A 12917-nucleotide genomic window follows, 5' to 3' on the forward strand; every position below is an offset into this window, starting at 1 on the left:
GCTCATCCCGCGCCCGCTTCTATACAAACAGGCAAGACCAACGATATACTGCCTGACAATCTTCATTGTCCCATCGATAACAGAAAGTGCCCGATGATCCGTAGCACGGCTGCCGTCCCACCTGCTCCGGCCAGTCCGGAGTCAGGCATTGACAGTATCGATGTCCAGTTCCGCACCATCGCCGAACTCGCCGGCGACATCGCCCTCAGCATCGATCTGCCCACCCTCTGCCTGCGTTACCTGAGCCCGGCCTTCTCCGCATTGCTGGGCTACGACGCCGCTGCGCTGCAGGAGGCGATCGCCGGCAGCGGCCCCCGTGAAGCCCTGGGTGCGCTCGGCCTGCACCTGGCGGCAGGCAGCGAGGGCGAGCCCGGCGCACGCCGCGTGCAGGAAGTCGAGGTGCGCAACGCGGACGGCCATCCGGTCGGGCTGCAGGTGATCACGACGGTGCTGCGCAACGCGGACGGCAGCAGCTCGCTGGTGGGACTGCTGCGTGACCTGTCGGCGCAGCGCGCCCTCCTGGCCGAGCAGCGCCGCTTCGCGAGCATGCTGAACCACGAATTCCGCACGCCGCTGGCGACCATCGACGGCGCCATCCAGCGCCTGGAAGCGACCTCGCAGGGTGCCGACGAAGCCCTGCGCCAGCGCTACCGCAAGATCGCGGTCGCGACCGACCGCCTGATCGCCATGCTCGACGAATACCTGTCGCCGGACCGCATGGCTGCGATCGGCAAAGTGCGCCAGCCGAACACCATCGCCGCGCGCGCGCTGCTGGAGGAGGGCGTGAAGCAGCTGCGCGAAGCGGGACGCGAGGCACTGGTCGAGGCGGACGAACTGAGCCTGGGACTGCGCGGCGAGCCCGAAGGATTGCGGCTGGCGCTGAAGGTCATGGTCGACAATGCCCTGCTGTTCTCGCCGGCCGGCAGCCCGGTGGCGCTGGGTGCACGCCGCAGCGGCAACGGGATCGAGTTCACGGTGCGCGACCAGGGCAGAGGCGTACCGGCGCAGGACGCCGTCCACATTTTCGACAAGGGCTACCGCGGCGCCAATGCCGCCGGCTTGCCGGGCAGCGGCCTCGGTTTGTACCTGGCGCGTTCGATCGTCGACGTCCATGGCGGCCTGCTGCGCCTCGCGAACACGAGGGGCGGCGCAGAATTTAAGCTCTGGCTACCCGCCATGGATATTAGCGGGCAACAACAACTTGCCTCATCCTCTCCCAACAGTGATAATCGGAACGATCATTAACATGGCTTATCCATGACGCAGATACTGATTGTTGAAGACAATGGCGAATACGCAGACGACATGGCCGAGTTCCTGAGGGAGCTCGACCACGAGGTCACGATCGCCAAGACCGCGAGCGAAATGTGGGCGGCGCTGACGCGCACGCCGGCGGCGGTCGTCGTTCTCGACCTCGGCCTGCCGGACGAAGACGGTTTCAACGTCATTCCGCGGATGCGCCAGCTGTATCCCGAGATCGGCCTGCTGGTGCTGACGGGCCGCGTCGCCTTCGACCACCGCATCCTCGGCTTGCGCCTGGGAGCCGACCACTACCTGACCAAGCCGATCAAGTTCCCCGAACTGGCAGCCCACATCGAAGCGCTGGACCGCCGCGTGCGTCCGGCCGACCCGGCACCGGCGCCGAGCAAGTGGACCCTGCGCGTGAGCGCGCGCCAGCTCGAGCTGGGCGGCAAGGTGATCGACCTGACCGAAAAGGAGTGCAACTTCCTGCACCTCCTGACCATCAACACCCGTCCGGTGCCGCGCCAGGTGATCGTGGCCGGCATGGGCGGCGAAGACCCGGACGCCAGCCGCCGGGTCGACATGCTGGTCTACCGCCTGCGCAAGAAAGCCCGCTCCGGCCTCGGCCAGGACCTGCCCCTGCGCAGCGCCTACGGCGAAGGCTACAGCCTGTCCGCCGGCTTTACGCTCGCCTGAGTCTGGGAAAACGCTAATTGGGGACAGAGTCAGCCGGATTTTCGGCTGCCTCGAGATTAATTGGGGACAGAGTGAAGTTTCTGGGCTAAAATGCCTGCTCGACTTTTGAGCACGCCATGGCACGCCTTCCCCGACTCATCATCCCGAACCAGCCGCACCACCTCATCCAGCGCGGCAACAACCGCCAGCCCATCTTCCGCGAAGAGATCGACTACCAGCGCTTCCTCGCCTGGCTGAAGGAAGCGGCACGCTTCTACGAGGTGGCGATCCATGCCTATGTGCTGATGCCCAACCACCTGCATTTGCTCGCCACGCCGTCGGACAATGCCGGGCTGGCGCTGATGATGCAGAAGGTCGGGCGCTTCTACGTCCCCTGGTTCAACCACAAGTACGAGCGCAGCGGCGGCCTGTTCGAGGGGCGTTTCCGTACCTCGCTGATCGATACCGAGCACTATTTCCTGGCCTGCAGCCGCTACATCGAGCTCAACCCGGTGCGCGCCGGCCTGGCGGCGGGGCCGCTCGACTATCCCTGGTCGAGCTATGCCCACCATGCCGGCGTCCGTGCCGACGGCATCGTCACCGACCATCTGCTCTACTGGGGCCTGGGCAACACGCCTTTCCAGCGCGAAGCGGCCTATACCGAACTGGTCATGCAGGGCATTCCCCAGGAGGAGGTCGACTTCTTGACGACCTCGGTGTTGAAGAACCAGCCTCTGGGTTCGGATGCTTTCAAGGCGGAACTGGAGCGCAAGACCAAGCGCCAGATCCTGCCTGCCAAACGCGGACGGCCATTCCGGGAGCCGATTCCGCCGCTTCCGCAAGCATAAGCAATCACCAATCGATCAAGGGCACGATTATTCGTGCCCTTTTTTATTCAAAGCCTGCTGGAGCACGGTAAACCCGGCACTTTGTGAACTCCAGGTGCGATGCCGGGGCCGTAAGCAGCGCACTGCTCAGCCATACAAATCAAGGACTTATCTATACAAAATGGCCGATCGTTCAGCCTTGATTGACTCTGTCCCTAATTAATAGCGAGTTCAAAAAGTTGTCAAACAATTCGACTCTGACCCTAATTATTAGGGTTGCGAGTTCTGCTGCATTGCACTATTCTCGATCTTCGACCCCCGAAAAAGTTGTGGAGATTGCCTCATGATTGCCCAAGGTTTGTACGATCCCGCCAATGAACACGATGCCTGCGGCGTCGGTTTCATCGCCCATATCAAGGGCAACAAGAGCCACTCGATCATCGAGCAGGGCCTGCAGATTCTGAAGAACCTCGACCACCGCGGCGCGGTCGGCGCAGACGCCCTGATGGGCGACGGCGCCGGCATCCTGATCCAGATCCCGGACCAGTACTTCCGCGACGAGATGGCCAAGCAGGGTGTGGAACTGCCGCCGCCCGGCGAATACGGCGTCGGCATGGTGTTCCTGCCGAAAGAGCACGCCTCGCGCATCGCTTGCGAACAGGAAATCGAACGCGCCGTGCGCATCGAAGGCCAGGTCGTGCTCGGCTGGCGCAACGTGCCGGTCGACGAGACCATGCCGATGTCGCCCTTCGTGAAAGCGAAAGAACCGGTGATCCGCCAGATCTTCATCGGCCGTGGCCCGGACATCATGGTCACCGACGCGCTCGAGCGTAAGCTCTACGTGATCCGCAAATCCTCCGGCCACGCGATCCAGGCCCTGAAACTCCTGCACGGCAAGGAGTTCTTCGTGCCTTCGATGTCGGCCCGCACCATCGTCTACAAGGGCCTGCTGCTGGCCGACCAGGTCGGCGTCTATTACAAGGACCTGCAGGACCCGCGCTGCATCTCGGCACTCAGCCTGGTGCACCAGCGCTTCTCGACCAACACCTTCCCGGAATGGCCGCTGGCCCACCCTTACCGCCTGATCGCGCACAACGGCGAGATCAACACCGTCAAGGGCAACTTCAACTGGACCCGCGCCCGCGAAGGCATGCTGAAATCGGCCGTGCTGGGCGAAGACCTGGGCAAGCTGTTCCCGCTGATCTATGAAGGCCAGTCCGACACCGCCTGCTTCGACAACGCGCTCGAACTGCTGGTGATGGCCGGCTATCCGGTCGCCCAGGCGATGATGATGATGATCCCGGAAGCCTGGGAGAACCACACCTCGATGGACGACAACCGCCGCGCCTTCTACGAATACCACGCCGCGATGATGGAACCATGGGACGGCCCGGCCGCCATGGCCTTCACCGACGGCCGCCACATCGGCGGCACCCTGGACCGCAACGGCCTGCGTCCGGCGCGCTACGTCATCACCGAGGACGACCTGGTGGTGATGGCTTCCGAATCCGGCGTGCTGCCGATCCCGGAATCGCGCATCGTCAAGAAATGGCGCCTCCAGCCGGGCAAGATGTTCCTGATCGACCTCGAAGCCGGCCGCATCATCGACGACAAGGAACTCAAGGACACCTACTCGAACGCCAAGCCGTATAAAGCCTGGATCAAGTCGGTGCGCATCAAGCTCAACGAAATCAAGCTGTCCGAATCCCAGCTGGCCCAGAACCGCACCAAAGACCAGCCGGCCCAGGGCGAAAAGACCGCGGTCCCGCTGCTCGACCGCCAGCAGGCCTTCGGCTATACCCAGGAAGACCTGAAGTTCCTGATGGCGCCGATGGCCGTGCTGGCCGAGGAAGCCACCGGCTCGATGGGCAACGACTCGCCGCTGGCGGTGATGTCGAACAAGCTCAAGCCGCTGTATAACTATTTCAAGCAGCTGTTTGCCCAGGTGACCAACCCGCCGATCGACCCGATCCGCGAAGCCATGGTGATGTCGCTGGTGTCCTTCATCGGACCGAAGCCGAACCTGCTGGACACCAACAACGTCAACCCGCCGATGCGTCTCGAAGTCTCGCAGCCTGTCCTCGGCTTCGACGACATGGCGCGCCTGCGCTCCATCAGCCTGCACACCGGCGGCAAGTTCAAGTCGTATGAGCTGAACATCTGCTACCCGGTCGCCTGGGGCAAGGAAGGCATCGAAGCCTCGCTGGCCTCGCTGTGCGCGGAAGCCGTGGACGCGGTCAAGTCGGGCCACAACATCCTGATCGTCTCGGACCGCAACATGTCGTCCGAGCAGGTCGCGATTCCTGCGCTGCTCGCCACCTCGACCATCCACCAGCACCTGGTCGGCCGCGGCCTGCGCGCCTCCACCGGCCTGGTGGTCGAAACCGGCTCGGCGCGCGAGACCCACCACTTCGCCCTGCTGGCCGGCTACGGCGCGGAAGCCGTGCACCCCTACCTGGCCCTGGAAACCCTGGCCGACCTGGCGCACAACCTGCCGCACGAGATGGACGCCGACAAGGCGATCTACAACTACACCAAAGCGGTTGGCAAGGGCCTCATGAAGGTGATGTCCAAGATGGGCATCTCCACCTACATGTCCTATTGCGGCGCCCAGATCTTCGAAGCCGTTGGCCTGAACAAGTCGCTGGTCGACAAGTACTTCCGCGGCACCTCGTCGACCGTCGAAGGCATCGGCCTGTTCGAAGTGGCGGAAGAAGCGCTGCGCCTGCATGCACTGGCCTTCAGCAACGACCCGGTGCTGGCCAACGCCCTCGATACCGGCGGCGAATACGCCTTCCGCGTGCGCGGCGAAGACCACCTGTGGACCCCGGACGCGATCGCGAAACTGCAGCACTCGACCCGCGCCAACAATTTCAACACCTATAAAGAGTACGCGCAGATCATCAACGACCAGAGCCGCCGCCACCTGACGCTGCGCGGCCTGTTCGAGTTCAAGATCGATCCGTCGAAAGCCATCCCGCTGGAAGAAGTCGAGCCGGCCAAGGAAATCGTCAAGCGCTTCGCCACCGGCGCCATGTCGCTCGGCTCGATCTCGACCGAGGCGCATGCCACGCTGGCCATCGCCATGAACCGCATCGGCGGCAAATCGAACACCGGCGAAGGCGGCGAAGACCCGCGCCGCTACATGGGCGAGTTCAAGGGCATCAAGATCGCCAAGGGCGAGACCCTGGCCTCGATCCTGGGCTCGGACCGCGTGGTGGCCGACATCCCGCTGGAAGAGGGCGACTCGCTGCGCTCGAAGATCAAGCAGGTGGCGTCGGGCCGCTTCGGCGTCTCCGCCGAGTACCTGGCATCGGCCGACCAGATCCAGATCAAGATGGCGCAGGGCGCCAAGCCGGGCGAAGGCGGCCAGCTGCCGGGCCACAAGGTGACCGAGTACATCGCCTCGCTGCGCGTGTCGGTGCCGGGCGTAGGCCTGATCTCGCCGCCGCCGCACCACGACATCTATTCGATCGAAGACCTGGCGCAGCTGATCCACGACCTGAAGAACGCCAACCCGAACGCCTCGATCTCGGTGAAGCTGGTGTCGGAAGTCGGCATCGGCACCGTCGCCGCGGGCGTCTCGAAGGCCAAGGCCGACCACGTGGTGGTCGCCGGCCACGATGGCGGCACCGGCGCTTCGCCGCTGTCCTCGGTCAAGCACGCCGGCACCCCATGGGAGCTGGGCCTGGCCGAGACCCAGCAGACGCTGGTGCTGAACGGCCTGCGCAGCCGCATCCGCGTCCAGGCCGACGGCCAGATGCGTACCGGCCGTGACGTGGTCGTCGCTGCGATGCTGGGCGCCGACGAAATCGGCTTCGCCACCGCACCGCTGGTGGTGGAAGGCTGCATCATGATGCGCAAGTGCCACCTGAATACCTGCCCGGTGGGCGTGGCGACGCAAGACCCGGTCCTGCGCGCCAAGTTCCAGGGCAAGCCGGAACACGTGGTGAACTACTTCTTCTTCGTCGCCGAAGAAGCGCGCCAGCTGATGGCGCAGCTGGGCATCCGCAGCTACGACGAACTGATCGGCCGTACCGACCTGCTCGACAAGGCCAAGGCAGTCGGGCACTGGAAGGCGCAGGGCCTGGACTTCTCGAACATCTTCTACCAGCCGAAGGTCGACTCGCCGCGCGCCTTGCTCCACACCGACGCCCAGGACCATGGCCTGGACAAGGCACTGGACCACAAGCTGATCGCGCAGGCCAAGGCCGCGCTGGAGAAGGGCGAGCGCGTGTCCTTCATCTCGCCGGTGAAGAACCTGAACCGCACCGTCGGCACCATGCTGTCGGGCGAAGTGGCCAAGCGCTACGGCCATGCCGGCCTGCCGGACGACACCATCCACATCCAGCTGCAGGGCACCGCCGGCCAGTCGGCCGCGGCCTTCCTGGCGGCCGGCATCACGATCGACCTGGTGGGTGAAGGCAACGACTACGTCGGCAAGGGCCTGTCGGGCGGCCGCATCATCGTGCGTCCGAACACCGAGTTCCGCGGCTGGGCGGTGGACAACATCATCGTCGGCAACACCGTGCTGTATGGCGCGATTTCCGGCGAAGCCTTCTTCAACGGCGTGGCCGGCGAGCGTTTCGCGGTGCGTAACTCGGGCGCCGTCGCGGTGGTCGAGGGCTGCGGCGACCACGGTTGCGAATACATGACCGGCGGTACCGTGGTGGTGCTGGGCGAGACCGGCCGTAACTTCGCGGCGGGCATGTCGGGCGGCGTCGCCTACGTGTACGACCCGAAGGGCGAGTTCGAAGGCAAGTGCAATACCACGATGGTGAACCTGGAGCCGGTGCTGACGACCAAGCAGCAGGGCCAGGCTGGCCCGGCCGGCTGGCACAGCCAGACCCGCAACGGCGAGCGCGAGTCGGACGAAATCATCCTGCGCCGCCTGATCGAGCGCCACTTCAAGCACACCGGTTCGACCCGTGCGCGCAACCTGCTGGACGACTGGGCCAACAGCCGCGGCAAGTTCGTGAAGGTCTTCCCGACCGACTACAAGCGCGCGCTCGAGGAGATGCACAACTCGAGCATGGAAGAAGCGAACGACAAGATCGAGCTGGCAGCTTAACCAACGCACTCAAGCAACGTCGTCCCGGCGCAGGCCGGGACCCAAGTTGCTAGCGCACCGATAACGTAAAACCGGATCACGACACCTAGCACGTCGTTCCCGCGCAGGCGGGAACCCAATTTTGCGAGAGCTGACGATACGCAGCGAACTTGGATTCCCGCCTTCGCGGGAATGACGGTGGTGGGGTGACGGTGATGGCAGGAATAAAGGAAGTGGCGGAGCTGCTTCCCGACCGACAAAAGGAAAACAACGTGGGCAAAATTACCGGCTTCATGGAATTCGAACGGCAGGAAGAGGGCCACCTCGAGCCGACCGATCGCGTCAAGAACTACAAGGAATTCGTGCTGACCCTGACCGACGGCCAGGCCAAGGTCCAGGGCGCGCGCTGCATGGATTGCGGCATCCCCTTCTGTAACACGGGCTGCCCGGTCAACAACCAGATCCCGGACTGGAACGACCTGGTCTATCACGGCAACTACCGCTCGGCGGTCGAGAACCTCCACTCGACCAATAACTTCCCCGAGTTCACCGGCCGCATCTGCCCGGCGCCCTGCGAGTCGGCCTGCACGCTCGGCATCAATGACGAACCGGTCGGCATCAAGTCGATCGAACGCAAGATCGCCGACGCCGGCTGGGAGCACGGCTGGATCGTGCCGCAACCGCCCGCCGTCAAGACCGGCAAGACGGTCGCCGTGGTCGGCTCGGGCCCGGCCGGCCTGGCCGCCGCCCAGCAGCTGGCGCGCGCCGGCCACGACGTGACCGTGTTCGAGAAGAGCGACCGCATCGGCGGCCTGCTGCGCTACGGCATCCCCGACTTCAAGATGGAGAAGGACCTGATCGACCGTCGCGTCGAACAGATGAAGGCGGAAGGCGTCACCTTCCGCACCAGCGTCCTGATCGGCAAGGACTTCCCGGCCACCGTCAGCAACATGGCGCGCGACACCATCTTCCCGGAAGACCTGGAGAAGGACTTCGACGCGGTGGTCCTGGCCGGCGGCGCCGAGCAGCCGCGCGACCTGCCGGTGCCCGGCCGTGAACTGAAGGGCGTGCACTTCGCGATGGACTTCCTGCCGCAGCAGAACCGGGTGAATGCCGGCGACAAGCTGAAGGACCAGATCAAGGCCACCGGCAAGCATGTGGTCGTGATCGGCGGCGGCGACACCGGTTCCGACTGCGTCGGTACCTCGAACCGCCACGGCGCAGCCTCGGTGACCCAGTTCGAACTGATGCCGATGCCGCCGGAGCAGGAAAACAAGCCGCTGGTCTGGCCTTACTGGCCGACCCGCCTGCGCACCTCGTCCTCGCACGAGGAAGGCTGCCAGCGCGACTGGGCGGTGGCGACCAAGCGCCTGGAAGGCAAGGGCGGCAAGGTCGACAAGCTGGTCGCCTGCCGCGTCGAATGGAAAGACGGCAAGATGGTCGAGGTGCCGGATTCCGAGTTCGAGATGAAGGCCGACCTGGTCTTCCTGGCAATGGGCTTCGTGTCGCCGGTGCAGAACGTGCTGGACGCTTTCGGGGTGCAGAAGGATGCGCGCGGCAATGCCCGCGCCGCCACCGAGGGCGAGCGTTCCTACCAGACCTCGAAGCCGAAGGTGTTCGCCGCCGGCGACATGCGCCGCGGCCAGTCGCTGGTGGTGTGGGCGATCCGCGAAGGCCGCCAGTGCGCCCGTTCGGTCGACGAATTCCTGATGGGCAGTTCGGTGCTGCCGCGCTGATTCCAGCGAACAAGAACCAAGGCGGCTAAGGCCGCCTTTTCTTTTGGCGGCTCCGGAATACTGTGGACAGCGTCCAACAGCCCAGTGGTATTTACCGCTGACGGCCAGACTTGTGTGCGTGCCCGCACGATGGCCAACCGAGCAATGTCCGTACGCTAAGCCTTATTGCAGTGCATCAGATGACATAAAATAACATGCGGCAAAAAAGATACATCCGCAAATGTATGGTAAGTTGCCCTATGGTATTTATTGATATGATTCAATAAATACTATGTTGCGAGATATACATATCCCTTAAAAAACAGGGCCTTACAAGCGCGAATATCTGACCCATCGGTTATTTTTATTGCATCAACATCGCCAGGAAGCGCCCCAAAATGGCCTGCCTCAAGCGGGGATGTAACTTTCTGCACTACAATAACGGATTACCTAAATACCAAACACGCTGTGTCCAACCTAGTCGAAATCCGCGATCTGCACTTTGCGTACGGAGAGCGTTCCATCCTGTCGAACCTCCGCATGGACTTTCCACGCGGCAAGCTCGTGGCCGTCATGGGCGGCTCGGGCTGTGGCAAGACCACGGTCCTGCGCCTGATCGGCGGCCAGATCCGTCCGCAGCGCGGCGAGGTACGCGTGGGCGGCGAGGTCGTGCACCAGCTGAATACCGAAGGCTTGTACCGCCTGCGCCGCCGCATGGGCATGCTGTTCCAGTTCGGTGCGCTGTTCACCGACCTGTCGGTGTTCGACAACGTCGCCTTCCCGCTGCGCGAACACACCGACCTGCCGGAAGAGCTGATCCGCGACCTGGTCCTGATGAAGCTGAATGCCGTCGGCCTGCGCAATGCGCATCGCCTGAAGCCGGCCGAGATCTCGGGCGGCATGGCGCGCCGCGTCGCCGTTGCCCGCGCCGTCGCGCTGGATCCCGAACTGATCATGTACGACGAGCCTTTCGCCGGCCTCGACCCGATCTCGATGGGCGTCACCGCCAACCTGATCCGCAACCTGAACGACGCCCTCGGCTCGACTTCGATCCTGGTTTCGCACGACGTGCACGAGTGCTTCGCGATCGCCGATTACGTGTATTTCATGTCGGCAGGCAAGATCGTCGCCGAAGGTACGCCGGCCGACCTGCGCGTGTCGGAAGACCCGTACGTGAAGCAGTTCGTGAACGCCGCGCCGGACGGACCAGTGCCCTTCCACTACCCCGGCAAGTCGCTGGCCGACGACCTCGGCCTGGGAGTGCGCAAATGATCACGCGCCTCCTGGAAACCGTCGGCCGCACCGTGCGCGAAGCCATCGCCAGCGTCGGTTTCGCCACCCGTGCCTTCTTCAACCTGCTCGGCGTCTCCCCCGGCGCCTTCAGGCGCCCGGCCCTGATTTCGGAGCAGATCCACTTCATCGGCAACTATTCGCTGGTGATCATCATCGTGTCCGGCCTGTTCGTCGGCATGGTCCTTGGCCTGCAGGGGTATTACACGCTGAACCAATACGGCGCCGAACAGGCGCTCGGCCAGGTCGTGGCCCTGGCCCTGGTGCGCGAACTGGGTCCCGTGGTGACCGCGCTGCTGTTCGCGGGCCGCGCCGGCACCTCGCTCACCGCCCAGATCGGCCTGATGAAGGCCGGTGAGCAGCTGTCCGCCATGGAAATGATGGCCATTAATCCGGTCCAGCGCGTGCTGGCGCCGCGCTTCTGGGGCGGCGTCATCGCGATGCCGATCTTGGCTGCCGTGTTCTCGGCCGTGGGCGTGTTCGGCGGCTACCTGGTCGGCGTGCAGCTGATCGGCGTGGACGAAGGCGCGTTCTGGTCGCAGATGCAGTCCGGCGTGGATGTGCGTGCTGACGTACTGAACGGTGTACTCAAAAGCTTTATCTTCGGTATCGCGGTCACGTTCACGGCGCTGTTCCAGGGTTACCAGACCAAGCCGACCCCCGAGGACGTGTCGCGCGCCACCACGCGCACCGTCGTCATTGCGTCGCTGATGGTCTGGGGCCTGGACTTCATCATGACCGCCTTGATGTTCAATAAGTAATAAATTAAACAAGATTTACTAGGGTATTCGTATGCACCGCAAAACTATCGATGTCTGGGTTGGCCTGTTCGTCCTGCTGGGCGTGGCTTCGCTGCTGTTCCTGGCCCTGCAGGCCGGCAACATGAGCACGATTTCGTTCAGCAAGACCTACGCCGTGACCGGCAAGTTCGACAACATCGGCGGCCTCAAGCCGCAGGCGCCGGTCAAGAGCGCCGGCGTGGTGGTCGGCCGCGTGGGTGAAATCAGCTTCGACGACAAGACCTACCAGGCGCTCGTGCGCCTCGATATGGAGCCAGGATATAAATTCCCGAAAGACAGTTCGTTGAAGATCCTGACCGCCGGCCTGCTCGGCGAGCAGTACATCGGCATCGAACCGGGTGGCGACACCCAGAACCTGGTCGACGGCGACCGCATCAACCGTACCCAGTCGGCAACGGTGCTCGAAGACCTGATCAACCAATTCATCTATAGCAAGGCCGCTGAAGGAAAGGAAGGTAGTGAATGAAACACGCACCACACCGTACCACCGGCCGTATCCACGGGCTTGCGGCAATCGCCGCCGCCATGCTGCTGACCGGCTGCGCCACGACGCAGAATCCGCAGGACCCGCTCGAAGGCTATAACCGCGCCGTCTTCACGTTCAACGATGCAGTCGACCGCAGCGTCCTGAAGCCGACCGCCACCGCCTACAAGAACGTCACCCCGAGCTTCCTGCAGACCGGCGTGAACAATTTCTTCGGCAACCTGTCCGACGCCTGGAGCGCAGTGAATAACCTGCTGCAAGGCAAGCCCGAGGCCGGCATGGGCGACGTCACCCGCGTCGCCGTGAACTCGACCTTCGGCATCTTCGGCCTGCTCGACATCGCCTCGGAAGCCGGCATCCAGAAGCACAACGAAGACTTCGGCCAGACCCTGGGCGTCTGGGGCGTTCCAAGCGGCCCCTTCTTGATGTTGCCGATCCTGGGCCCATCTACGGTACGCGACACCGCCGCACTACCGGCCGATATCGGCGGCGACATCTGGAAGTACAAGGAGCCGGCCAACTGGCGCAACATCGGCGCCGCGGTGCGCGTGGTCGACAAGCGCGCCAGCCTGCTGGATGCGGGCAAGCTGCTGGAAGATGCCGCCCTCGACCGCTACGAGTTCATCCGCGACGGCTACATGCAGCGCCGCCAGAGCCAGGTCTACGACGGCAACGTGCCGCGCCAGGCTGAAGACGCGGAGGCGGCGACCAGCAATGCCGAACCGGCCGCCGACCCGGCGGGCAAGGGGACGGCGCAGCCGTCCGAAAAAACGCCGTCGAAGTAACAAGTCCTTACACACCGGTGTCATCCGTAACCGGCAAGAAGAGTTAACA

General features: G+C 63.8%; 9 protein-coding genes. All 9 read left to right on the top strand.

The features are described 5' to 3' along the window. Positions 1–93 precede the first annotated feature (93 nt). Positions 94–1245, top strand: coding sequence for an ATP-binding protein (locus ACSQ25_RS00520; RefSeq protein WP_436103774.1), 1152 nt, complete (start codon positions 94–96; stop codon positions 1243–1245). Positions 1246–1257: 12 nt separating this feature from the next. Then, a complete protein-coding gene (locus ACSQ25_RS00525; RefSeq protein ID WP_436103775.1) occupies positions 1258–1938 on the top strand; it encodes a response regulator transcription factor in 681 nt (226 codons plus the stop codon). Positions 1939–2054: 116 nt separating this feature from the next. Continuing rightward, positions 2055–2765 (top strand): transposase, encoded by a 711-nt coding sequence (locus tag ACSQ25_RS00530; RefSeq protein ID WP_436103776.1) that lies wholly within the window; start codon positions 2055–2057, stop codon positions 2763–2765. 322 nt (positions 2766–3087) lie between these two features. After that, a complete protein-coding gene (locus tag ACSQ25_RS00535) occupies positions 3088–7815 on the top strand; it encodes a glutamate synthase-related protein (RefSeq protein WP_436103777.1) in 4728 nt (1575 codons plus the stop codon). A gap of 251 nt (positions 7816–8066) precedes the next feature. Next, a complete protein-coding gene (locus ACSQ25_RS00540) occupies positions 8067–9530 on the top strand; it encodes a glutamate synthase subunit beta (protein ID WP_436103778.1) in 1464 nt (487 codons plus the stop codon). Between the two features lie 447 nt (positions 9531–9977). Next, a complete protein-coding gene (locus tag ACSQ25_RS00545) occupies positions 9978–10781 on the top strand; it encodes an ABC transporter ATP-binding protein (protein WP_436103779.1) in 804 nt (267 codons plus the stop codon). After that, positions 10778–11560, top strand: a complete 783-nt coding sequence (mlaE, locus tag ACSQ25_RS00550; protein WP_436103780.1) for a lipid asymmetry maintenance ABC transporter permease subunit MlaE — start codon at positions 10778–10780, stop codon at positions 11558–11560. Before ACSQ25_RS00545 ends, mlaE begins: the two co-directional genes overlap by 4 nt. 31 nt (positions 11561–11591) lie before the next feature. Next, on the top strand, positions 11592–12065 hold the full coding sequence (mlaD, locus tag ACSQ25_RS00555; RefSeq protein WP_436103781.1) for an outer membrane lipid asymmetry maintenance protein MlaD: 474 nt from the start codon (positions 11592–11594) through the stop codon (positions 12063–12065). Further along, a complete protein-coding gene (locus ACSQ25_RS00560; protein WP_436103782.1) occupies positions 12062–12868 on the top strand; it encodes an MlaA family lipoprotein in 807 nt (268 codons plus the stop codon). The genes mlaD and ACSQ25_RS00560 overlap by 4 nt, the downstream gene beginning before the upstream one ends. Positions 12869–12917: the final 49 nt, after the last annotated feature.

The sequence above is a fragment of the Massilia sp. LjRoot122 genome (assembly GCF_964252725.1).
GTDB lineage: Bacteria > Pseudomonadota > Gammaproteobacteria > Burkholderiales > Burkholderiaceae_D > Telluria.

Bases quoted from the DNA above. Each gene is read 5' to 3' on its own strand.
- ACSQ25_RS00530 (WP_436103776.1), top strand. From the start codon at position 2,055: ATGGCACGCCTTCCCCGACTCATCATCCCGAACCAGCCGCACCACCTC.
- ACSQ25_RS00535 (WP_436103777.1), top strand. From the start codon at position 3,088: ATGATTGCCCAAGGTTTGTACGATCCCGCCAATGAACACGATGCCTGC.
- ACSQ25_RS00525 (WP_436103775.1), top strand. From the start codon at position 1,258: ATGACGCAGATACTGATTGTTGAAGACAATGGCGAATACGCAGACGAC.
- mlaD (WP_436103781.1), top strand. From the start codon at position 11,592: ATGCACCGCAAAACTATCGATGTCTGGGTTGGCCTGTTCGTCCTGCTG.
- ACSQ25_RS00560 (WP_436103782.1), top strand. From the start codon at position 12,062: ATGAAACACGCACCACACCGTACCACCGGCCGTATCCACGGGCTTGCG.
- ACSQ25_RS00520 (WP_436103774.1), top strand. From the start codon at position 94: ATGATCCGTAGCACGGCTGCCGTCCCACCTGCTCCGGCCAGTCCGGAG.
- mlaE (WP_436103780.1), top strand. From the start codon at position 10,778: ATGATCACGCGCCTCCTGGAAACCGTCGGCCGCACCGTGCGCGAAGCC.